Here is a 21,988-nt window from a genome sequence, read left to right as displayed (position 1 = left end):
AACGACCATAACTCTATACTGTTAAAGTTTGGTCGATATGGCTGGGGCTTCAAGTCTTTTCTACCGGTAAACCTTAGTTATTCGTCTTTTGCCGATCCGCAGGGCAGGAATTCAGAAGGTGTCTTTACGTTTTCTGATCTCCGCAAATACTGCACTAGGCTCTGCATCGATCATGCCAACCGAAGCCCGAACTGCCGGATCATTGCAGCGCAGGAAAGGGTTTGTTGACAATTCTTCTGACAACAGGCTGGGAACGGTTGGTTCACCCTTCGCACGGGCCTGTTCAACTTGCTCTAAACGAGAGATAAGGGCTGGATTGTCAGGGTCAATGGTTGCCGCGAATTTGCCGTTGGATTGCGTGTACTCATGGCCTGAACAAACCACCGTATCGCCCGGCAGATCGGCCAGCTTTGACAGGCTATCATACATCTGATCCGGCGTGCCCTCAAACAGGCGGCCACATCCCAGCGCCATCAGGCTGTCAGCGGTGAAGACCAGCTTGGAGCCTGCAAAATAAAAGGCCAGATGGCCAATCGTGTGCCCCGAGACATCCATCACCTGCATCTCTTCACCGCACAGCACCATCCGGTCCCCTTCGGCGACGGAGACATCCAGTTTGGGCAGGCGATGGCTGTCAGCTTCGGCGCCGATCACTTTTGCGGGATGATCGCACAACAAGGGCTCCAGCCCGTCGACATGATCCCAGTGGTGATGGGTCAGCAACACATGTGACAGGTGCCAGCCCCGTTCTTTCAGCGCCGCATCGATCGGTCCCGGCTCGGGCACATCCACCAGCGCGGTCTCACCGCTTTCCGCATCATGGATGAGGTAGGCATAGTTGTCGGCAAGGCAGGGGATGGTCACAAGCTCAAGAGGCATGGCGTTTCCTTCGGTGATCGCTATGGTGAGACCAGAGTGGCGGATCAGAGGGCCGGCTGCAATGCATCTTGATGTACAGGATCTGCGCAATTTCTATTACCGCAGCACGCTGGGCCGTGCGGCGCAGAAAGCGGTGCGTGATCAATTGGTCCGTCTTTGGCCTGAAGCCAAAGGGCAGACTGTGGTCGGCTTTGGCTTCGCCGTTCCGCTGCTCAGGCCTTATATCGCTGAGGCGCGCCGGGTCACGGGGTTGATGCCGGGGCCGCAGGGGGTGATGCCCTGGCCAACGGGCATGCCGAATATGGCGGTGCTATGTGAAGAGGTGAACTGGCCGGTGGACACAGGCCATGTTGACAAGCTGGTGGTGATGCACGGGTTGGAAACCAGTGAACAACCCTCCAGTCTGCTCGAAGAATGTTTCCGTGTGCTGGGGCCGGGCGGCAAGGCGATGTTCATCGTCCCGAATCGCGGTGGCATGTGGTCGCGCAGCGATCGCACCCCCTTTGGTTATGGCCGTCCTTACACGCTCAGCCAGCTGGAGGCACAGCTGAAGTATCACCAGTTCAGCATTGAACGGCATGAATTCGGCCTCTACCAGCCGCCGTCACAACGCCGGTTCTGGCGCAAAACCGGCCAGATGCTGGAACAGTTGGGGCATTCGGTCTCCATGATCGCTGCGGGCGGCGTGATCATGGTGGAGGTGTCCAAACGCACACCCGCGCCAATGGGCCCGGGCCTGAAAGAGGCCGTCAGCCGCCCCTTGCGCATCCTGACGCCGAACCCATCTAAAGAGGTAAAGCCGATCTGAGACCAATCGGATTGGCTGGGCCCGCAGCAATTGTTGCACCCGTGCCACGGTTTTATGTCTGTGCCGATTGGGTTTCAGCCTGTCGATTTCCGCTGGGGAATCGAAAAACATGCGGAGAAGTGGTCGCTTTTTGTGACCGATTTGCGCCGCAAAGCGTCGCACCATGGGTAACCGCATGAAAACATGTGGTATTCTTTTGCATGCAGAGTTTTCACAACAGGTTGATAGGATGCGGTTGCTCTGCTACACCCACGCCGATTTCGATACTTAGGCGGGAGTCTAAGGTCTAAACGCCCCCGTGTCGGTTCCGTATGCGCCGGAGCGGGGCCATAAATGTCGGAAGGGTGGACGTGTCCGAACCAGCTTCGATCTCCTCAGGCATCGCCGCGCGCTATGCCACCGCGATCTTTGAGATTGCCAAAGAGAGCAACGCTCTTGGTAATCTCGATTCCAATGTCACCGAACTTGCTGCTGCCCTTGAGGCAAGCGAAGACCTGTCGGCGCTGATCAGTTCGCCGCTGGTGTCGCGTGACGACCAAGAAAAAGCAATCGCCTCCGTCGCACAGAAAATGGGTCTTGAGGCCGCTCTGTCCAACGGTCTGGCTCTGATGGCGCAGAAGCGCCGTCTGTTCGTGCTGCCGCAGCTGCTGGCTCAGCTGGCTGCCCTGATCTCGGAAGAGAAGGGTGAAGTGACCGCAGAGGTGGCTTCGGCGAAAGCACTGACCAAGACCCAGTCTGAGAAACTGTCAAAAACTCTGGCTGCGCGTGTTGGCAAAACCGTGAAAATCAATGCGACCGTTGATGAAGAACTCATCGGCGGTCTTGTCGTTAAAGTGGGCTCGAAGATGATCGACACCTCGATCCGCTCCAAGCTCAACTCCCTCCAGAATGCAATGAAAGAGGTCGGATAAATGGGTATCCAAGCTGCAGAGATTTCTGCGATCCTGAAGGACCAGATCAAAAACTTCGGTCAGGAAGCCGAAGTTGCTGAGGTTGGTCGCGTGCTCTCCGTCGGTGACGGTATTGCCCGCGTCTATGGCCTCGACAACATCCAGGCTGGTGAAATGGTTGAATTCCCCGGTGGTATCCGCGGGATGGCGCTGAACCTGGAAGCCGACAACGTTGGTGTCGTTATCTTCGGTACCGACCGTGACATTAAAGAAGGCGACACCGTTAAGCGCACCAACTCGATCGTTGACGTGCCTGCCGGTGAAGGTCTGCTGGGCCGCGTTGTTGACGGTCTGGGCAACCCGCTGGACGGCAAAGGTCCGATCGAAGCGGTTGAGCGTCGCATCGCCGACCAGAAAGCCCCGGGCATCATCCCGCGTAAATCGGTTCACGAGCCGATGGCAACCGGCCTGAAATCGGTTGACGCGATGATCCCGATTGGCCGTGGCCAGCGTGAGCTGATCATTGGTGACCGTCAGACCGGTAAAACTGCCGTTGCTCTGGACGCGATCCTGAACCAGAAATCCTACAACGACGCCGCCGGCGACGATGAGAGCAAGAAACTGTACTGCGTTTACGTTGCAGTTGGTCAGAAACGCTCGACCGTTGCTCAGCTGGTGAAGAAGCTGGAAGAAACCGGTGCGATTGAATACTCGATCGTTGTTGCTGCAACCGCTTCGGACCCTGCGCCGATGCAGTTCCTGGCACCCTATGCCGCAACCGCGATGGCCGAATACTTCCGTGACAACGGCAAGCACGCGCTGATCATCTATGATGACCTGTCCAAACAGGCTGTGTCCTATCGTCAGATGTCGCTGCTGCTGCGTCGTCCGCCGGGCCGTGAAGCGTACCCGGGTGACGTTTTCTACCTCCACTCGCGTCTGCTGGAGCGTTCGGCAAAGCTGAACGAAGATCACGGCGCAGGCTCACTGACCGCGCTGCCGATCATTGAAACCCAGGGCGGCGACGTTTCGGCGTTTATTCCGACCAACGTGATCTCGATCACAGACGGTCAGATCTTCCTGGAAACCGAACTGTTCTACCAGGGTATCCGTCCTGCAGTGAACACCGGTCTGTCGGTATCGCGTGTGGGCTCCTCGGCTCAGACCAAAGCGATGTCGTCGGTTGCCGGTCCGGTTAAACTGTCGCTGGCTCAGTACCGCGAAATGGCGGCCTTTGCTCAGTTTGGTTCCGACCTGGATGCCTCGACCCAGCAGCTGCTGGCCCGTGGTGCCCGTCTGACCGAGCTGATGAAACAGCCGCAGTACTCGCCGCTGACCAACGCCGAGATTGTTTGCATGATCTTCGCAGGCACCAACGGCTACCTGGACAAAATCGAAGTAAGCGACGTTGCACGCTACGAAGCGGGCCTGCTGGCGCATCTGCGCGGCAAGCACGCCGACCTGCTGGCCGACATCACCGACAACGACCGTAAGGTTAAGGGTGAGCTGGCCGACAAAGTCAAAGCCGCGCTGGACGAATTCGCAGCTGACTTCGCTTAAGGGGAGATAAGGCAATGCCGAGTCTCAAGGACCTAAAAATTCGGATCGAGAGTGTGAAGAACACTCGTAAGATCACCAAGGCCATGCAGATGGTTGCCGCGGCGAAACTTCGCCGCGCGCAGGATGCTGCAGAAGCCGCGCGTCCCTACGCAGAACGGTTCAACGCCGTTCTGGGTGGGCTGGCAGCTTCGGTTGGCACCTCCGGCAGCGCTCCTAAGCTGCTGGCGGGCACCGGTTCCGACCAGGTGCAGCTCTTGGTGGTCATGACAGCAGAGCGTGGTCTCTGCGGTGGCTTCAACAGCTCGATCGCCAAACTGGCACGCGCCAAAGCCGATGAGCTGATCGCTCAGGGCAAGACGGTCAAGATCCTGACCGTTGGTAAAAAAGGCCGTGAGCAGATGAAACGTGACCTGGGCGACTATTTCATCGGCCATGTCGATCTGTCCGAGGTGAAACACATCGGTTACGTCAACGCACAGGATATCGCACGCGATCTGCTGACGCGCTTTGATGCCGGTGAGTTTGACGTGGCGACCATCTTCTACAACCGCTTCCAGTCGGTGATCTCTCAGATCCCGACCGCGCAGCAAGTCATCCCGGCCTCGTTTGAGGATCAGGAAGATGCTGGTGAAGGTAGCCTGTATGACTACGAGCCGGACGAAGAGGCCATCCTGGCTGACCTTCTGCCGCGCGGCGTAGCCACGCAGATCTTCTCGGCGCTGCTTGAAAACGGTGCATCCGAACAGGGCGCGCGGATGTCTGCAATGGACAACGCAACCCGGAACGCGGGTGAGATGATCGACAAGCTGACCATCGAGTATAACCGCTCGCGTCAGGCCGTCATCACCAGCGAACTTATCGAAATTATCTCGGGCGCTGAGGCGCTCTAAGAGAACGGAGACGAAATAATGGCAAACGCAAAAGGCAAAATCACTCAGGTGATCGGCGCCGTTGTGGACGTACAGTTCGAAGACGAACTGCCGCCGATCCTTAACGCACTGAACACCGACAACAACGGTAAGAACCTGGTTCTGGAAGTAGCCCAGCACCTGGGTGAGAACACCGTTCGTACCATCGCTATGGACGCGACCGAAGGTCTGGTTCGTGGTCAGGAAGTTGTCGACACCAACGGCCCGATCTCGGTGCCGGTTGGTAACGCGACCCTGGGCCGCATCCTGAACGTTGTGGGTGAGCCCGTTGACGAGCAGGGCCCGGTAAACGCGGACGAAACCCGCGCCATCCACCAGCCTGCCCCGGAATTCGCAGAACAGTCGACCGAGTCGGAAGTTCTGGTGACCGGTATTAAGGTTATCGACCTGCTGGCCCCCTACGCTAAGGGTGGTAAAATTGGTCTGTTCGGCGGCGCCGGTGTTGGCAAAACCGTTCTGATCATGGAACTGATCAACAACATCGCAAAAGTGCACTCGGGTTTCTCGGTGTTCGCAGGTGTTGGTGAGCGTACCCGTGAAGGGAACGACCTCTACCACGAGATGATCGAATCCAACGTTATTAAGCCTGACAACCTGGAAGAATCGCAGGTTGCGTTGGTGTACGGCCAGATGAACGAACCTCCGGGTGCACGTGCACGTGTTGCTCTGACCGGTCTGACCCTGGCAGAACAGTTCCGTGACCAGTCCGGTACCGACGTTCTGTTCTTCGTGGACAACATCTTCCGCTTTACCCAGGCAGGTTCTGAGGTTTCGGCGCTTCTGGGCCGTATTCCTTCGGCGGTGGGCTACCAGCCGACCCTGGCAACCGACATGGGTGCGATGCAGGAACGCATCACCTCGACCAAGAACGGCTCGATCACCTCGATCCAGGCGGTTTACGTACCTGCGGACGACCTTACCGACCCCGCACCGGCAACCACCTTTGCTCACTTGGACGCAACCACCGTTCTGAACCGTGCAATCTCCGAGCTGGGCATCTACCCGGCGGTTGACCCGCTCGACTCCTCGTCGCGTCTGATGGACCCGGCAGTTGTTGGTGAAGAGCACTACAAGGTGGCCTTCGAGGTTCAGGGTATCCTCCAGCGCTACAAGTCGCTGCAGGACATCATCGCGATCCTCGGCATGGACGAACTGTCGGAAGAAGACAAACTGACCGTTGCCCGTGCCCGTAAGATCCAGCGTTTCCTGTCGCAGCCGTTCGACGTTGCGAAGGTGTTCACCGGCTCGGACGGTGTTCAGGTTTCCCTGGAAGACACCATCGCGTCGTTCAAAGCTGTTGTGGCTGGCGAATACGACCACCTGCCCGAAGCGGCCTTCTACATGGTTGGCGGCATCGACGAAGTGATCGCAAAAGCCGAGAAAATGGCCGCGGAAGCAGCTTAATCGTAACCCGGAAGGAGGCCATTCATGGCTGATACAGTCCAATTCGATCTCGTCTCTCCTGAGCGCAAACTTGCGTCTCTGGTTGCGGAGCAGGTGCAGATCCCGGGTGCAAGTGGTGACCTAACAGCGATGGCCGGCCATGAGCCGACCATCCTTACCCTGCGTCCCGGTCTGGTGACCGCGACTGGCGCATCGGGTGAGGAAGTCTATTTCGTCACCGGCGGTTTCGCAGAGCTGTCGTCGGAGTCGATTTCGGTCCTGGCCGAAATGGCTGTTCCGAAGGCAGAGGTGACACAGGAAATCGTGTCGGATCTTCTGGGCAAGGCTCAGGCGGCGCATGACGCGGCTGAGGTCGATAACCATCACGAAACCCACAAGCTTGTGGCGGACCTGATGCACATCGCCGAAGATCTCGGGTTCCACACCAACCTGTAAACGCGCAGGATGAGACACATTCAAAAGGCCCTGTTCTCCGGAACGGGGCCTTTTTTCGTGTTTTGGTTGACCTGAGGGGAGGGGGCTGCGCTATCAAAGGGGCATGAAAAAGATTAACAGCAACGTCATCGGCATCGATCAGGGGGAGGAAACGCTTTTCTCCGACTTTGAAAATGGCGGTGATATGTGGACCGGGGAAGGCAGCCGCGAACGTCGCGCCACCGTCCGGTTTTCAGAACGGTTTCGCGAACCACCCAATGTGATGGTCTCTGTCTCACTGTGGGACGTGGATTATTCCACCAACATTCGTGCGGATGTTGAGGCCGAAAGCATTTCAAAAGGCCAGTTTGACATTGTTTTCCGCACCTGGGGCAACACCCGCATGGCCCGCGCCCGCGTCAGCTGGATGGCCATAGGTGCTGTGGATGACGACGATCACTGGGACATCCCCTAAGCTACCCTTGTGGCCGCTGCGGAAATGAAAAGGGCGCCTGAGGGGCGCCCTTCGTTGTGTCAAACTGTTCACCCGATCAGTCTGGGAACTGACCTTCGTAGATCGGCTCCAGCGTTTCGGTCTCAAACAGCGAGGAGACCGAGGTGCCGCTCCAGATGTTGAGGATCGACTGCGCAAACATCGGCGCGGTCGGCAGGATGCGGATGTTGGGGCAGGCTTTCACAGCTTCGGTCGGCTGGATCGAGTCGGTGATCACCAGCGATTTCATGACCGAGTTGGTCACGCGCTCAACCGCAGGGCCGGACATCACACCGTGTGAGATATAGGCGTGGACTTCGGTTGCGCCGTGCTCCAGCAGAACCTCAGCCGCTTTGCACAGGGTGCCGGCGGTGTCGCACATATCGTCGACGATGATACATTTCTTGCCGGTCACATCACCGATGACTGTCATCTCAGCAACTTCACCGGGTTTCTCGCGGCGTTTGTCGACGATCGACAGCGGCGCGTTGATTCGTTTGGCCAGTTCGCGTGCACGGGCCACGCCACCCACATCGGGGGATACGACCATCACGTCGCTCAGGCTGCCTGCGAACTTCTCTTTGATGTCCAGCGCAAAGATCGGCGAGGCATAGAGGTTGTCCACGGGGATATCGAAGAAGCCCTGGATCTGCGCGGCGTGCAGGTCCAGCGTCAGGATCCGTTCGATGCCAGCTTCGACCAGCATGTTGGCGACCAGCTTGGCCGAGATCGGCGTACGCGCCTTGGTGCGGCGGTCCTGACGGGCATAGCCGAAGTAAGGGATCACAGCGGTGATCCGGCTGGCCGAGGAGCGGCGCAGCGCATCGGCCATGATCAGCAGCTCCATCAGGTTGTCGTTGGCCGGGTTTGACGTTGGCTGGATGATGAACATGTCTTCACCGCGGACATTTTCGAACACTTCGACGAAGATTTCGCCGTCGTTGAAGCGCTCTACCCGGGCGTCTACCAGACCCAAGTTGGTGCCGCGGTGCATTGACATACGGCGTGCGATGGATTTGGCCAGCGGCAGGTTTGCGTTGCCAGAAATCAGTTTCGGTTCGGTGATGGAGGGCATATCGACAGTTCCCCAAGATTTGGTCGAGATGACAGATTCGTAACGTTGACACCGCTTAGCACTTCGATACGCTCAATCAAAGCTATGCCGACGAAAGGGCGCACAGATGCCGCACATTGATTACTATTTCACAACCGTTTCACCGTATGCGTACCTTGTGGGCCCCCGTCTGGAAGAGATCGCGCAGCGCCGCGGCGCCACCGTGACCTATAAACCCGTCGATCTGATCTCCACCTTTGGCCGCACCGGCGGTGTGCCGTTGCCGGAACGCCACCCAGCGCGCGTAGAATACCGCGCGCAGGAGCTGCCCCGGCAGGCGCGTCGATTGAACATGCCTTTCAATCTGAAGCCCGCCCATTGGCCGGTCAACCCTGCGCCGTCGGCCTACGCCATTATCGCCGCACAAAAGGCAGGTGGCGGCAACCTGCCGCTGCTGGTGCACCGCCTGCTGGCCAGCTGCTGGGCTGAGGAAAAGGACGTCTCGCAGGATGATGTGATCAAGGCCTGTCTGGCTGAGGCAGATTTTGATCCGGGTCTTGCGGACAGTGGCCTCTTGACCGGGGCCGAGATCTACGCCGCCAATCTGGAAGAGGCGGTTGCGGCTGGCGTCTTTGGTTCCCCCTTCTTTATCTGCGACAGCGGACAGAAATTCTGGGGCCAGGACCGTCTTGATGATCTGGACGCCCATCTTGGGGGCGACATCTAAGTGACCTCTACAGTTTTGCGGGGCGGGTTCCCCACCTTCGCGCGCCATTTTGGTTTGTCAGAACCGGGCGCGCGTCAGGCGTTGATGATTCATTGTTCGATGGCGCATTCTGGCGCAATGGCCGGTCTGGCGGCCGGGCTGGCGGACATGCTGTCGATGACGGCCTTTGACCTGCCCGGGCATGGGCGCAGCGGAGATTGGGACGGCAGCGTTCCCTTGCAGCGCCAGACGGTCGATATGGCGCTGGATTTCTTGGACGGGCCGACGGATCTGATCGGTCATTCCTTTGGCGGTACTGTGGCCCTGCGACTGGCCTGTGAGCGGCCGGATCTTGTGCGCTCGCTCACCTTGATTGAGCCGGTGTTCTTTGCGGCCGCCTATGCCGATCATCCCGGCCTTCTGGAGCAGCATGGCGCCGAGATGGGCGCGGTGGCCGATGCCATTGAAGCGGGGGATCGCGAAACCGCCGCGCGGTTGTTCCTGCGCGAATGGGGCAACGGTATGCGATGGGCCGATCTGCCTGAACAGATGCGCCAGAAAGCGATGGAGCAGATCCATCTGATCACTGCGGCCCATGATGAGATTGGGCTGGATAGCGCTGGTGTGCTGTCCTCTGGCGCGGTGGACCGGTTGAAGGTGCCAACCCTGATGATCGCCGGCGCAAACTCACCGCATTATGTGGAGAAGATCAACACAGCGCTGGCCCGCCGTATTGACGGGGCGATAAGCGAAGTAATCGATGGGGCTGGCCATATGGTGGCCATTTCCCACGCGCCGCAAGTGGCAGCGGTGATGCGGCCGTTTCTGGCAGCACAGGGCTAGGTGCAGCATTTGGTGGGCCATGCGGCCCACCAGCTTGGCTTAGGCGTTGTATGCGGCTAGCAGGGCATCCACGCCCTCGGCACCGATGGACCAATCGGCCACAAAGCGGGCCAGCAGCATCTCCTCAGGGTCGTCGCCTTCCAGCTCGCCGGACATGATGTAGTAGTAGGCGCCGGCCTCAAACGCCTTCTTGTGCAGGCGGCGCGGCAGTTCGGCGAAGAACAGGTTGGCCTCTGGCGTGGTGGTGAAATTCACGCCGTCAATCGCCCGCATCCCTTCGGCCAGACGGGCGCAGCTGTCATTGGCCTGCCGTGCGGTTTCCAGCCACAGATCGCCCTCCAGATAGCCCAGCATCTGGGCCGACAGATAACGGTGTTTGGAAAACAGATGCGCGCCCCGTTTGCGGCGCAGTTCGAATTCCCAGGCCAGCGACGGGTCAAAGAAGACCACAGCTTCAACACCCATGCAGCCGTTTTTGGTGCCGCCAAAGCTGACGGCATCAATGCCTGCTTTCCAGGTCATTTCAGCGGCCGAGCAGCCCAGCGTGATCATCGCGTTGGTGAAACGGGCCCCGTCCAGATGACTGGACATGCCGTATTCCTTGGCAACTGCGGTCAGCGCCTTGATTTCGTCCAGTGTGTAGACATGGCCCAGTTCTGTCACCTGAGTGATCGACAGGGGGCCGCGCTGCGGGCCATGCACGCCGCGGTTTTCTTCCAGCAGGATGGAGGTGCGCAGCGCCTCAGGCGTCATCTTGTCCCCTTTGCCCACCAGCGTCAGCTTGGCACCGCCGGAATAGAACTCTGGCGCGTTGCATTCATCCTCATGGATATGCGCGCGGGTCGAGCAAAAAATCGTCTCCCAGGGTTTGCACATGGTCGCCAGCGCCAGCGAATTGGCGGCCGTGCCCGTGGACACCAGATAAACGGCGGCCTCAGGCGCTTCAAAGATCTCGCGCACCATGTCGCGCACGCGATCCATCTCAGCGTCAGCACCATAGCCGACGCGGTAGCCTTCGTTCGCAGCTGCCAGGGCCTGCATGATCTGCGGGTGGACCGGTCCCCCGTTATCGGACGCAAAAAACATCAGATTGGTTCCTCAATTATGTGGTCTTCCCACTCGTCATCATCGACCTCGAACTCTGGCACCGTTCGCCCCCGCATGGAAACCCCTGCTTTGTGCACACTCTCAGGGTCACCGGTTTTCAGCGGGTGCCAATCGGGCAACGGCTGGCCGTTCCACATCAGCTTGTAGGCGCAGGTTTCCGGCATCCAGTAGAGGTTCTGCTCCATGTTGTCGGGGCTGAGAACGATGCATTCCGGCACGAAGTTATGGCGGATCGGGTATTGGCTGCACTGGCAGGTCTGATCGTCCAGCAGGCGACAGGCCACATTGGTCAGCGCCACCTGTCCGGTGTCCTCATCCTCCAGTTTGTTCAGGCAGCATTTGCCACAGCCATCACACAGCGCCTCCCACTCGGGGCGGCTCATCTTGGTGAGGGGGACTTTCTCCCAGAAGTTTTTGCGCAGGTTCAGCGGCATCACAGCGCCGCCAGAATGTCGCGTGCTTTGGCGCAGTCCGCGTCCATTTGCGCAATCAGCGCCTCAAGACTATCGAACTTTTCCTCGGGGCGCAGGTAGTCGACCAGACCGACCGAGATCTGCGCGCCGTAAAGGTCGCCGGAGAAATCGAAGATGAAAGTTTCAAGGTTGGGTTTGTTCTCGCCAAACATCGGCCGCACGCCCAGCGACGCGGCACCGTGGTAGCTGCCGGCGTGTGGGCCATCCAACACGTCGATCAGCACGGCATAGACCCCCAGTTTGGGCCGGTGAAGCCCGTCGATCGACATGTTTGCGGTGGGGTAGCCCAGCTCGCGGCCGCGTTGATCGCCGCCGATCACCTCACCGTCCATCCGGTGCCAGTGACCCAGCATGGCCTGCGCATCACGCGGCCGCCCGTCGGTCAGGGCGTCGCGGATCGCAGTGGAGGAGACTTCGCCCTTATGGCCATGCAACAGTTCGGCCACGGTGACGCCAAAGCCCATGTCCGCGCCAAAGCGTTTCAGATCTTCGACGGACCCGGCGCGACCTTTGCCAAAACAGAAATCCGCGCCCACCACCACGTGAGTCAGGCCCAGACCATCCACGATGACCTTGCTGGCAAACTCCTCAGGTGTCAGGGCTGAAAGCGTGGCGTTGAACGGCAGTTCATAGAGGCGCTCCACCCCCAGCTTGTCCAACCGATGGGCGCGCGCTTCGGGGCTCATCAGGCGGAAGGCGGGGGCCTTCGGGGCAAAGAACTGGCGCGGGTGTGGTTCAAAACTCATCACCCCCAGCGGCACACCGCTGTCCGCAGCAATGGCGCGGGTGAGGTCAATCACCGACTGGTGGCCCAGATGGACCCCGTCGAAATTCCCAATGGCCGCAGCAGCGCCGCGGTCCTCTTCGGTGACAAAGCTGTAGTCTCGGATGATACGCATGGGGCATGGGGTATCTGCCCTCTGCGCCGGGATCAAGCGTGATGTTTTGTGCAGGATCGCACTGTCGGGCACCTAGGTGCCCGATGCCTTAATCCAGTTTCTTGGAGGGGGCCAGAACGGTCGCGTGGCCCTTCAGCACCGGCTTGCCACCCACAAGGCAGCGACAGTCCAATTCGACCCGGCGTTTTTTCAGGTCAATTTCGGTGACTTCCACCTCGGCCAGCACCATATCATTGGGGCGCACCGGGGCCATGAACTTCAGCGATTGGCCCATGTAGATGGTGCCATGACCGGGCAGTTGTTCGCCAATCACGGCCGAGATCAGCCCCGCAGTCAGCATGCCATGGGCGATGCGGCCGCCAAAGATGGTGTCTTTGGCATAGGCCTCATCCATATGAACCGGATTATGGTCGGTCGAGACTTGGGCGAACATCTCAATATCTTCATCGGTGACGACCTTGCGCAGTGAACGGCTCATGCCCACTTCCAGATCTTCGATGTAGATGGTGCCGCGTGGCATGTTATCCAACATTTGACCCTCCATAAGAATCGAGTGCGTAATTTTCGGACCTCAGGGTGCGAAAAGTTGCAACTTTATTACTTCGCAGCTGCAGAAAATCAAGCCCTAATGTAACGAAAACTTACCGCAGCTGACCGATGCTGTAGGTCGGCGCCACCGCTTCGCGGGCAATATAGTCTGACAACGCCTGAGGATCAGGTTGGTCGGTGGTCTTGGTTTCTGCACGTGCCAAACCGCCGGTGATGAACAGGGTGTCGATGCCTTCACCCATACCGCCCGAGATATCAGTGTGCGGACCGTCACCAATGGCCAGAATCTGGCTGTCTTCGATGTCCTTGTCGATCGCGTTCAGGCGGCGCCGCGCCAGATCATAGATCGGCGGATGCGGCTTACCGAAGTAGAGGCTTTCGCCGCCCATTTCGGTGTAAAGCTTGGCCAGCGCCCCGGCGCACCATTCGCGCACCTCACCCCGGTCCACCACAATGTCAGGGTTGGCACACAGCAGCTTCAGGCCCTTTTGTTTGGCCAAAAGGAAATCGGCACGGTTCACATCCGGGTCGGCCATGGTGTCAAACGGGCCGCAGCAGACGATGCCCTCGGCCTCCGCCAGGGGCACGCGGGTGATCTCAACCGGGTTGTCCAGCAGCTTCAGCGGTTCAAAGAAGCCGGCGTCCCGCTGCCATTCGCCCATGAAATAGACCTTTTCGCCCACCGCACCACAGAACATAGCGGACCGTGCGCTGTCACCGCTGGTGGCGATGGTGTCATAGGCATCATCTGGCACACCAAATTGCGATAGCTGGTCCGCAACGCCCGCACGTGGTTTGGGGGAATTGGTGACCAGAACCACAATCCCACCCTTGCGGCGGTAGTCCTGCAGGGCGGCCACGGCCTCAGGGTAGGCGGTGACGCCGTTGTGAACACAGCCCCAGAGATCGACGAACAGGGCGTCATATTGGCTGGAAACCTCGGACAGGGCGGTGATGATCTGGGTCATGGGTGCGTCTCTTTGCAAAAAGCGTTGGGGCTTGCATGCCACAGCTGTGGGGAAATGGCTATCCCATGCCAAAGCGCAGGGTGGCAACAGGGCGATTAACGGTAGCTGTCGAGGGTGCCCATGCCGCGTTTGCGCATCAGGCGGCGCAGTGCGGTGGCATCGCCGTAGCCAACCCGATGTGCAATTTCCTCCTGTGGCAGGCGGGTGCTGCGGGCCAGCCGGATCGCTTCGCTGATCCGCAGACTTTGCAGCAGCTCTGTCGGCGTCAGCGCCGCGTGTTTCTGCAGGCGCCGGGCAAAGCTGCGTTGGCCCAGACCTGCAGCCGCTGCCATATCGGCAACGGTGATTGGCTGGGCGAGGTTCTGGCGCAGGTAAAGCTCGGCCTGTTGCAGGGCCGGATCCCCCGCCACCAGCGTTGCGACTGAAACATAAGGCTGCTGGCTGGGCCGACTGTCCGCCATGAGGAATCGCCGGCAATCCTCGGCAATTGCGGCACCGGCATAGCGGGTGATCAGGTGCAGCATCAGATCGATTTGGCCAAAGGCAGCCCCGGCGGTGGTGATCCGCCCGTCCTCAACAATCAGGTCGCCCTGGCGCAGTTTGGCGCGGGGAAACAGATGCGCAAGATGCGGCATCAGCCACCAGGGGCCCGTTGTGTGCTGCCCGTCCAGCAACCCGGCAGCGCCAAGGGCAAATGTGGCGGAACAGGCAGCGGCGATGGGCGTCTCATTTGGGATCTGCCGCAATGCGGTGATCAGTGCCTCAAACCCCGGCTGCACCATGGTGCGCCGTAACTCACCCACGGTGGCCAGCCCAAGCCCTGGCACCAGCACCAGCTGAGTGCCCTGTGGGACCTCGGGCGGGGCCGTGATGGTCAGTTTGAAGCGATCAAATTGCCCATGCATCCGGGCGACACGGTTTGCCGTTTCAACCATCTCAACACAGATCGCAAAGCTGGACGCCTGATGTGGATCAGGGCGCAGGAGGGTCACGTTCAGGGGGGCGGTCATGTCAAAGCCAGGATATTTGTCACATACGGTCAGGATAATGTCATATGTGACGCTATCGTTTTGCCTGCCGCCCGTCCAGCCTGCCGCTGAATCCAAAGACAGGAGGCAGAAATGCAAGGTGGATGTTATTGCGGCGCGCTGCGCTATGAGGTTTCGGGCAAACCGGTTTTTAAGGCACAATGCCATTGCCGGGCCTGTACACATTATGCCGGGGGCGCACCAAACCTGTTCATGGCTGTGCCCGAGGCTGGGTTTCGCTACACAGCTGGCACACCCGCCCAGTTCACCCGCGATGTGGATGCTAAGGCCACGCGGGATTTCTGCGCCACCTGTGGCACCCAGTTGGTCAGCCGCCGCAAGGGGATGGCGCTGGTGATGATCAAGGTGGGCACATTGGACGCGCCTGAGGATTTCAAAGCGCCCCGCGCGGCAATCTTTGTGGGGGAGAAACAACCGTTTCACCAAATCCCCGAAGATCTGCCGCAATTTGAGGGGCTGCCGCCGCTGGGTTGACGGTGGCGCAAAGAAAAAGGGCGCCGATCCGGCGCCCTTGGTGTGTTGCGGTGGCGGTTGTTAGCTGCCCACGGTGTTCAGGTAGTCGACCACCCGTGCCAGTGCTTCCTGATGGCCGGCTTCGCTGTAGTCAAAGCCCAGCATGCCCAGATCGCCGTCAGCGGCATACATCGGGTTGTCAAAGAAATGCGTTGCGCCGGGGTAGACTTCCAGCTGGGCCGGGTGATTTTGCGACTGGCTGTTTTCCACATGGGCGGTACAACTGGAGAGGGAAATCATCTGATCCGCGTCACCGGCCACAATCAGCAGCGGCCATTTGTTGACGCCATCGGGCGGGCAGATCGGGTAAAGCGAGACGGCTGCATAGGGGGTGAAGCTGTCCGGGATGCGCGCCGTGGCCTCATTGGTGACAGACATCACCTGCGCCCCACCGGTGGAGAAGCCAAGCACGGCGATCCGGCTGGCGTCTACATCATCGCGGTTGCTGAGGTAACGGTAGCCGCTGACGGCATCGTCGTTGTAGTCGACGCCTGCGGTGTCCATCGCGTTGAACCCGCCGCGGGACCCAAAGCTATCAACCACCAGCGCCGCGTAGCCCTGTTCGGCCAGATGCGCGGCCCAATTCAGATGCGAGTCCTGCAGCCCGTCACCGCTTACCAAGATCACCACCGCCGGGGATTTTCCACCCGCGGAGGAGGCAAAAAACTGGCCCGACAGTTCGATCCCGGGGGTGGCCTTCAGTTCAATCCCTGTTGCCTTGGCGCGCTTCACTTTGAAGGCAGTGGGCTCAATGGGCGAGGCTTGGAAAGTGACGGTTTCCTGGGTGTGACCGAAGGTGGCGATCGAGGAGATGGCCAATGCGAGGAGGACAGATTTGGGGGTCATAATCATCACCGATGCTGTTGGACGTTCTTTCGTTCGCTAACGGCAGCAGGGCGCAGAACTATAGAAATAAGCTGTGTAAGCGATTACATGTCCGCGCAGTGATGTGATTTATCCAGCTGAAAACAAAAGAAAAAGGCGCCCCGAAGGGCGCCCGTATTTTTACTGTATCTCTGCTGAGGCAGGTGATCAGACCTTGAGGTTCGGGATGATCTGCTTTTTGCGGCTCATGATGCCGGGCAGGACAACCAGATCGCCCTCCACGGTGGCGCCGAAGCTCTTCTCGGCAACACCTTTGACCAGATCGTTCGGCACCAGAAGGGTGGCTTCTTCTTTCAGGATATCGACAACAAACAGAAGAACCTCATCCACGCCATCTTCGGCCTGAACGGTTTTGTAGGTCTCCATCAGGCTGTCTTTGCGGCCCAGCGGGATTTCCGGTGCGGTGGTTTCCAGAACCGAGACGCGGAACTTGGTGCCGTCAACTTCGTATTCTTTCGAGTCCATGCGGATCAGCTCGGCATCCGAGAAGGCCGAAACATCGGACTTAGCGGCGAACATCTCAGCCGCGTAGGCCGGAACGTCCACGCCCAGATCTGCGGCCAGTGCGGCAACAACTTCGCGGTCCCGGTCGGTGGTGGTGGGCGAACGGAATTCCAGCGTGTCCGACAGGATGCATGTCAGGGCTGCGCCTTTGACGGCTTCGGGCATCTTGGCGGCATCTTCGCCCATCAGATCGTACATGATGGTTGCGGTGCAAGCCAGCGGGCGGATGGTGATATCGATCGGGCCTTTGGTTTCCAGACCGCCCACCAGCTTGTGGTGGTCGATGATCGCGGTGATGTCCGCGTCATTGATGCCCTCGGGCAGTTCAGCGGGGTTGTTGGTGTCCACGATGACAACCGGGGCGCCAGCTTCAACACCGTCGATGATTTCCGGTTTGTCGAGGTTCCAGCGGTCCAGCATGAACAGCGCTTCGGTGTTGGGTTCGCCCAGCAGTTTCGGGGCGGCAGCAACGCCTTTGACTTCGTTCAGATACCAGGCCCAAACGATGGGCGAGCCGGTGGAGTCAGTGTCGGGGGATTTGTGGCCAAAAACCTGGGTGGTCATAGGAGGATCCTTGAGAATCTAAATATCAGAGGCTTGGCCGGGCTTATAGGCGCGACCATTAGGTTTGTCACCAATCCAAAATGCCGCTCCATTGGGGCTGTGGCATTAGCGCTGATCCATCGACAGCGCGGTCACCGAGAACCCCTCTTGATGCAACAGGTTCAACAGCCCCTGTTCCCCCGGCAGGTGCAGCGCGCCGACGGCCACGAAGCTGCGGGTCTGGTTGAGCGTTGGCAACAGCTGCTCCATCCATTGCTGATTGCGACCTGATATCAGGTCGTCCAGCATTTCGGATACCAGCGCCGTCAGCCTGTCCTGATCCGCTTGGGCAAGGTCCGCGGTCACGCGCTCAACCTCATAAAGGCTATAGTGCCAAGCCAGCTGCGTTTCCTCGGCGAAATAGAAATTGCTCAGCCCTGCGCTGCCGGGATCCATCGGCAGATCCAGCATCAGGCTCCAACGCAGTTCCTCAACCTGCTGATCCAGCGGATCTTTGGCAAAATAGGCGATCAGCGCCGCCACATCATCAAGGCCGCCCACCGGCCTCCCGATTGCGACCGCTTCAGCCTCAATCGCCTTATCGATGCCAAAACGTCCCGCCTGCAGATCCTCCATCGCGCATTTCGGCAGCATCATGGAAAAGCCCAGGAACCAGGGCTGGAACTTCGCCGCCATAAAGGGCGGGATACCGCGGCCATCCAGCTGTACGGTCAGCTTGTCCCAGGCTTCCGGGCCCAGACGGTCCATCAAACTGTCGCCTTCGGTGATCAGGTAGCGGTTGGGATCGCCGATCAGTTCTTTCTGCAGCTCCGCTTCCCCCGCTTTGGTGATCTCAACCAATACGGTGTCTGAGGCCGCGATCAGCGGTTTCAACCGCGCCATCGAGCCCGCGTGGCGGGGATCATGAAGGTGCATGGTGCCAAAGAGGTATGAGGTGATGCCGTCCTTTTCGACCTGCCACAGGTTGCCCTGATGGAACGGATGCTGCGCCGCTTCTGCGCGCAACCGTTGCAATACATCTGCCGGCAGGGTGGCCTCTTCGTTGCAGAGTGCATGGGCCAGATTGGCAAAGCAGACCAACAGGGTGGAGAGGAAAATGCGGATCACGACACACCTTTAGGTTAACTAATTGTGGTCACGATAGCCGATCCAATCGCGCGTGCAAGCAGGGGTTGGTCACCGCGTCAAACCGATCTAGAAATCCACATGAGCAAAATCTCCGAGACCGACCTGTACCCGCCCGTCAAAGCGTTTTTTGAGGCGTTGGGCTATAAGGTTAAGGCTGAGATTGGCGCGGCGGATGTGGTTGCCCTGCGCGGCGATGAACCCCCAGTGATTGTTGAACTGAAAACAGGGTTTTCGCTGACCTTGCTGCAGCAAGGCGTTGCCCGGCAGCGGGTGACGGATCAGGTCTATCTGGCGGTGCCGCGCTGGAAGGGGCGGCCCGGCTATAAGGCGTTCAAGGGCAATCTGGGGCTTTGCAAACGTCTGGGGCTTGGGGTGATCAGCATCTCACCCGAGGGCGCAGTGCAGGTGCATCACGATCCAGCCCCGTTTCAGCCGCGCAAAGTGAAACGGCGTAAAACTACGCTGATGGCGGAATTTGAGCGCCGCGAAGGGGACCCAAACCAAGGCGGTGCTACCCGAGCTGGCCTTGTGACCTCCTACCGGCAAGAGGCGCTGCGTTGCGCCGCCTATCTGGCCGAACACGGCCCGACCAAAGGCGCGCTGGTTGCCAAAGGCGCCGAGGTGACCCGCGCCACCCGGATCATGGCCGATAATCACTACGGCTGGTTCGAACGGGTGGAAAAAGGCATCTATGCGTTGACAGAGGCGGGGCGGGAAGTTGTGGGGTAGTTCAGGGCAGCTCCGGCCAATCATCACCGGCTAGCCTGCACGTCAGATCAAAGGCATAGCCGCTGTATGGGCTTTCTGCTAGCGGAGCGCCATCTATGGACAGAGCAACCTTTCCCGATTCAATCTGATCTTCCAAAAATACGGCGAGGTCATGTGCCGCAGATTGGCGAGATTGTTCGATCAACGCGGTTAGAATTCGGCGTTGCGCAGGTGTGAGCGATAAAAAGAGATCGCGCAGTGCTGTTTCACCCTCAGAGAGGGGTAAGCCTTCGGGATCTGCATTCCGCACCGGATGGCCATTTCTTTGGATGCGGCGAGATAGAACTGAGTTTCTCGCGACTGCGGCAAGCTCATCGATGAACCATCGGTAGCTGTGGGCTTGGCCCGGAGTGAAGGGGAGGTCGTCTCGCTGAGACAAAGTTCTAACTTTCACCAAAGACAAACTGTCAACGCAAATGCGGCTTGGTTTTAAGTAAACCATTCGCCTCAGCCCTGTCAAAAAAATCGCCTCACAAACTGTTGACTCCCCTTGGACCCATTCCTAACTATGCCTCCGTTAGCACTCGACACTGGTGAGTGCTAACGGTCCTGCTTCATGAGAAGGGGACCGGGACAAACTTTGAGCTGAGGAGCCTCAGAGATGGCATTTAAACCGCTTCATGACCGCGTGCTGGTTCGCCGCGTAGAGAGCGATGAGAAAACCGCAGGTGGGCTGATCATCCCCGACAGCGCCAAGGAAAAGCCGGCGGAAGGCCTGGTTGTTGCAGTTGGCGCAGGCGCCAAGGACGATGCGGGCAACCGCGTTGCCATGGACGTTGCAGAAGGCGACAAAATCCTGTTCGGCAAATGGTCCGGCACCGAAGTCACCGTCGACGGTGAAGAGCTGCTGATCATGAAAGAATCCGACATCATGGGCATCATTGCCTGATTGTCGACGACAGAATTTAAGTAACAGGAGCAAGCACAATGGCTGCTAAGGACGTCAAGTTTGACACCGATGCCCGCAACGCAATGCTGCGCGGCGTAAACATTCTGGCTGACGCCGTGAAAGTGACCCTGGGCCCGAAAGGCCGCAACGTGGTCCTCGACAAATCCTTCGGCGCACCGCGCATCACCAAAGACGGTGTATCGGTTGCTAAGGAAATCGAACTGGAAGACAAGTTCGAGAACATGGGCGCCCAGATGGTGAAGGAAGTTGCTTCCCGCACCAACGACGAAGCAGGCGACGGCACCACCACCGCAACCGTTCTGGCACAGGCAATCGTTCGCGAAGGCCTGAAGCAGGTTGCAGCTGGTCTGAACCCGATGGACCTGAAACGCGGCATCGACCTGGCAACCGCCAAGGTTGTTGAAGGCATCGTTGCCTCGGCCCGTGAAGTTAAAGACTCCGACGAAGTTGCCCAGGTTGGCACCATCTCGGCAAACGGCGAAGCCGAAATCGGCCAGCAGATCGCAGACGCGATGCAGAAAGTTGGCAACGAAGGCGTTATCACCGTTGAAGAAAACAAAGGTCTGGAAACCGAGACCGATGTTGTTGAAGGCATGCAGTTCGACCGCGGTTACCTGTCGCCTTACTTCGTCACCAACCCTGACAAGATGATCGCAGATCTGGAAGACTGCATGATCCTGCTGCACGAGAAGAAACTCTCGTCGCTGCAGCCGATGGTTCCGCTGCTGGAATCGGTGATCCAGTCGCAGAAACCGCTGCTGATCATTGCCGAAGATGTTGAAGGCGAAGCCCTGGCAACTCTGGTTGTGAACAAACTGCGTGGCGGCCTGAAAATTGCTGCTGTTAAGGCTCCGGGCTTCGGCGATCGCCGTAAGGCCATGCTGCAGGACATCGCGATCCTGACCGGTGGTCAGGTCATCTCGGAAGACCTGGGCATGAAGCTTGAGTCGGTCACCATGGACATGCTGGGCACCGCCAAGAAAGTCACCATCACCAAAGACGAAACCACTGTTGTGGACGGCGCTGGTGAGAAGGCTGAGATCGAAGCCCGCGTTGGCCAGATCCGCACCCAGATCGAAGAGACCTCCTCGGACTACGACCGTGAGAAGCTGCAAGAGCGCGTTGCCAAACTGGCCGGCGGTGTGGCTGTGATCAAGGTTGGCGGTATGACCGAAGTGGAAGTGAAAGAGCGTAAAGATCGTGTTGACGATGCTCTGAACGCGACCCGCGCTGCTGTTCAGGAAGGCGTCATCGTTGGTGGTGGTGTTGCACTGGTTCAGGCTGGCAAAGCACTGGAAGGTCTGGAAGGCGACAACGCTGACCAGAACGCAGGCATCAACATCGTTCGCAAAGCCATCGAAGCGCCGCTGCGCCAGATCGCTGAGAACGCCGGTGTTGACGGTGCCGTTGTTGCGGGCAAAGTCCGTGAATCGGACGACACCGCATTTGGCTTCAACGCTCAGACCGAAGAATATGGTGACATGTTCTCCTTCGGCGTGATCGACCCGGCCAAAGTAACCCGTACCGCTCTGGAAGATGCGGCCTCGGTTGCTGGTCTGCTGATCACCACCGAAGCAATGGTTGCTGACAAACCGTCCAAAGACGGTGGCGCAGCTGCCGGCGGCATGCCGGACATGGGCGGCATGGGCGGCATGGGCGGCATGATGTAAGTCACGCCTTCCATCCGGAAG

General features: G+C 59.0%; 25 protein-coding genes. 13 read left to right on the top strand and 12 right to left on the bottom strand.

Features of this window, described 5'->3' with window-relative positions; genetic code table 11:
* Positions 1-111: 111 nt before the first annotated feature.
* Positions 112-879 carry a hydroxyacylglutathione hydrolase gene (gloB, locus tag TL5118_RS16040; protein ID WP_058245332.1) on the bottom strand — a complete coding sequence of 256 codons (768 nt, stop codon included), beginning with the start codon at positions 877-879 and terminating at the stop codon, positions 112-114.
* 61 nt (positions 880-940) lie between these two features.
* Here gloB and TL5118_RS16035 point away from each other — a divergent pair, with 61 nt between their 5' ends.
* The 7 genes from TL5118_RS16035 to TL5118_RS16005 all read left to right on the top strand — a co-directional run bounded on the left by TL5118_RS16035 (position 941) and on the right by TL5118_RS16005 (position 7,359).
* A complete protein-coding gene (locus TL5118_RS16035) occupies positions 941-1,687 on the top strand; it encodes a methyltransferase domain-containing protein (protein ID WP_058260808.1) in 747 nt (248 codons plus the stop codon).
* 350 nt (positions 1,688-2,037) lie between these two features.
* Positions 2,038-2,598 (top strand): F0F1 ATP synthase subunit delta, encoded by a 561-nt coding sequence (locus TL5118_RS16030; RefSeq protein WP_058245331.1) that lies wholly within the window; start codon positions 2,038-2,040, stop codon positions 2,596-2,598.
* Positions 2,599-4,137 (top strand): F0F1 ATP synthase subunit alpha, encoded by a 1,539-nt coding sequence (gene atpA / locus TL5118_RS16025; protein WP_058245330.1) that lies wholly within the window; start codon positions 2,599-2,601, stop codon positions 4,135-4,137. It begins immediately after the preceding gene.
* 14 nt (positions 4,138-4,151) lie between these two features.
* Positions 4,152-5,027 (top strand): F0F1 ATP synthase subunit gamma, encoded by an 876-nt coding sequence (locus tag TL5118_RS16020; RefSeq protein WP_058245329.1) that lies wholly within the window; start codon positions 4,152-4,154, stop codon positions 5,025-5,027.
* A gap of 18 nt (positions 5,028-5,045) precedes the next feature.
* Positions 5,046-6,470 (top strand): F0F1 ATP synthase subunit beta, encoded by a 1,425-nt coding sequence (gene atpD, locus TL5118_RS16015; protein WP_058245328.1) that lies wholly within the window; start codon positions 5,046-5,048, stop codon positions 6,468-6,470.
* 24 nt (positions 6,471-6,494) lie between these two features.
* Positions 6,495-6,905: a F0F1 ATP synthase subunit epsilon gene (locus tag TL5118_RS16010; RefSeq protein WP_058245327.1), complete on the top strand. Its 411-nt coding sequence runs from the start codon at positions 6,495-6,497 to the stop codon at positions 6,903-6,905.
* A 103-nt stretch (positions 6,906-7,008) separates the two neighbouring features.
* Entirely contained in the window at positions 7,009-7,359 is a 351-nt protein-coding gene (locus TL5118_RS16005; RefSeq protein WP_058245326.1) for an H-type lectin domain-containing protein, read from the top strand.
* A 76-nt stretch (positions 7,360-7,435) separates the two neighbouring features.
* Here TL5118_RS16005 and TL5118_RS16000 read toward each other — a convergent pair whose 3' ends face one another.
* The gene (locus TL5118_RS16000) at positions 7,436-8,452 is read right to left on the bottom strand and encodes a ribose-phosphate pyrophosphokinase (RefSeq protein ID WP_058245325.1); all 1,017 of its coding nucleotides are present in this window, start codon (positions 8,450-8,452) and stop codon (positions 7,436-7,438) included.
* A gap of 106 nt (positions 8,453-8,558) precedes the next feature.
* On the opposite strand from TL5118_RS16000, the gene TL5118_RS15995 reads away from it, so the two are divergent.
* Together TL5118_RS15995 and TL5118_RS15990 are read left to right on the top strand one after the other, a co-directional pair.
* Positions 8,559-9,158 carry a 2-hydroxychromene-2-carboxylate isomerase gene (locus tag TL5118_RS15995; protein ID WP_058245324.1) on the top strand — a complete coding sequence of 200 codons (600 nt, stop codon included), beginning with the start codon at positions 8,559-8,561 and terminating at the stop codon, positions 9,156-9,158.
* 84 nt (positions 9,159-9,242) lie between these two features.
* A complete protein-coding gene (locus TL5118_RS15990) occupies positions 9,243-9,980 on the top strand; it encodes an alpha/beta fold hydrolase (RefSeq protein WP_058245450.1) in 738 nt (245 codons plus the stop codon).
* 39 nt (positions 9,981-10,019) lie between these two features.
* Here the strand turns inward: TL5118_RS15990 and TL5118_RS15985 are convergent, their stop codons facing one another.
* The 6 genes from TL5118_RS15985 to TL5118_RS15960 all read right to left on the bottom strand — a co-directional run bounded on the left by TL5118_RS15985 (position 10,020) and on the right by TL5118_RS15960 (position 14,986).
* Positions 10,020-11,066: a threonine aldolase family protein gene (locus TL5118_RS15985; protein WP_058245323.1), complete on the bottom strand. Its 1,047-nt coding sequence runs from the start codon at positions 11,064-11,066 to the stop codon at positions 10,020-10,022.
* Positions 11,066-11,521 (bottom strand): YcgN family cysteine cluster protein, encoded by a 456-nt coding sequence (locus tag TL5118_RS15980; RefSeq protein WP_058245322.1) that lies wholly within the window; start codon positions 11,519-11,521, stop codon positions 11,066-11,068. The genes TL5118_RS15985 and TL5118_RS15980 overlap by 1 nt, the downstream gene beginning before the upstream one ends.
* On the bottom strand, positions 11,521-12,459 hold the full coding sequence (locus TL5118_RS15975) for a bifunctional riboflavin kinase/FAD synthetase (RefSeq protein WP_058245321.1): 939 nt from the start codon (positions 12,457-12,459) through the stop codon (positions 11,521-11,523). The genes TL5118_RS15980 and TL5118_RS15975 overlap by 1 nt, the downstream gene beginning before the upstream one ends.
* 88 nt (positions 12,460-12,547) lie before the next feature.
* A complete protein-coding gene (locus tag TL5118_RS15970; protein ID WP_058245320.1) occupies positions 12,548-12,991 on the bottom strand; it encodes a MaoC family dehydratase in 444 nt (147 codons plus the stop codon).
* Positions 12,992-13,100: 109 nt separating this feature from the next.
* Entirely contained in the window at positions 13,101-13,976 is an 876-nt protein-coding gene (locus tag TL5118_RS15965; protein WP_058245319.1) for a TIGR01459 family HAD-type hydrolase, read from the bottom strand.
* A 95-nt stretch (positions 13,977-14,071) separates the two neighbouring features.
* Positions 14,072-14,986 carry a GlxA family transcriptional regulator gene (locus TL5118_RS15960; RefSeq protein WP_165590058.1) on the bottom strand — a complete coding sequence of 305 codons (915 nt, stop codon included), beginning with the start codon at positions 14,984-14,986 and terminating at the stop codon, positions 14,072-14,074.
* A 111-nt stretch (positions 14,987-15,097) separates the two neighbouring features.
* Here TL5118_RS15960 and TL5118_RS15955 point away from each other — a divergent pair, with 111 nt between their 5' ends.
* A complete protein-coding gene (locus TL5118_RS15955; protein WP_058245317.1) occupies positions 15,098-15,499 on the top strand; it encodes a GFA family protein in 402 nt (133 codons plus the stop codon).
* Positions 15,500-15,559: 60 nt separating this feature from the next.
* Here the strand turns inward: TL5118_RS15955 and TL5118_RS15950 are convergent, their stop codons facing one another.
* The 3 genes from TL5118_RS15950 to TL5118_RS15940 form a co-directional block, all read right to left on the bottom strand.
* The gene (locus TL5118_RS15950) at positions 15,560-16,384 is read right to left on the bottom strand and encodes a dienelactone hydrolase family protein (protein ID WP_165590057.1); all 825 of its coding nucleotides are present in this window, start codon (positions 16,382-16,384) and stop codon (positions 15,560-15,562) included.
* Positions 16,385-16,570: 186 nt separating this feature from the next.
* Entirely contained in the window at positions 16,571-17,491 is a 921-nt protein-coding gene (locus TL5118_RS15945; protein ID WP_058245315.1) for a manganese-dependent inorganic pyrophosphatase, read from the bottom strand.
* A 105-nt stretch (positions 17,492-17,596) separates the two neighbouring features.
* Entirely contained in the window at positions 17,597-18,598 is a 1,002-nt protein-coding gene (locus tag TL5118_RS15940) for a TraB/GumN family protein (RefSeq protein WP_058245314.1), read from the bottom strand.
* Positions 18,599-18,697: 99 nt separating this feature from the next.
* Here TL5118_RS15940 and TL5118_RS15935 point away from each other — a divergent pair, with 99 nt between their 5' ends.
* Positions 18,698-19,348 (top strand): DUF2161 domain-containing phosphodiesterase, encoded by a 651-nt coding sequence (locus TL5118_RS15935; protein ID WP_058245313.1) that lies wholly within the window; start codon positions 18,698-18,700, stop codon positions 19,346-19,348.
* A 1-nt stretch (position 19,349) separates the two neighbouring features.
* Here the strand turns inward: TL5118_RS15935 and TL5118_RS21190 are convergent, their stop codons facing one another.
* Positions 19,350-19,829, bottom strand: coding sequence for a DUF6547 family protein (locus TL5118_RS21190; protein ID WP_131727453.1), 480 nt, complete (start codon positions 19,827-19,829; stop codon positions 19,350-19,352).
* A 159-nt stretch (positions 19,830-19,988) separates the two neighbouring features.
* On the opposite strand from TL5118_RS21190, the gene TL5118_RS15930 reads away from it, so the two are divergent.
* Both TL5118_RS15930 and groL read left to right on the top strand, forming a co-directional pair.
* The gene (locus TL5118_RS15930) at positions 19,989-20,276 is read left to right on the top strand and encodes a co-chaperone GroES (RefSeq protein ID WP_058245312.1); all 288 of its coding nucleotides are present in this window, start codon (positions 19,989-19,991) and stop codon (positions 20,274-20,276) included.
* A gap of 38 nt (positions 20,277-20,314) precedes the next feature.
* Entirely contained in the window at positions 20,315-21,967 is a 1,653-nt protein-coding gene (gene groL, locus TL5118_RS15925; protein WP_058245311.1) for a chaperonin GroEL, read from the top strand.
* Positions 21,968-21,988 lie beyond the last annotated feature (21 nt).

Source organism: Thalassovita autumnalis, assembly GCF_001458255.1.
GTDB lineage: Bacteria > Pseudomonadota > Alphaproteobacteria > Rhodobacterales > Rhodobacteraceae > Thalassobius > Thalassobius autumnalis.
This window is presented reverse-complemented; position numbering and strand designations above follow the sequence as displayed.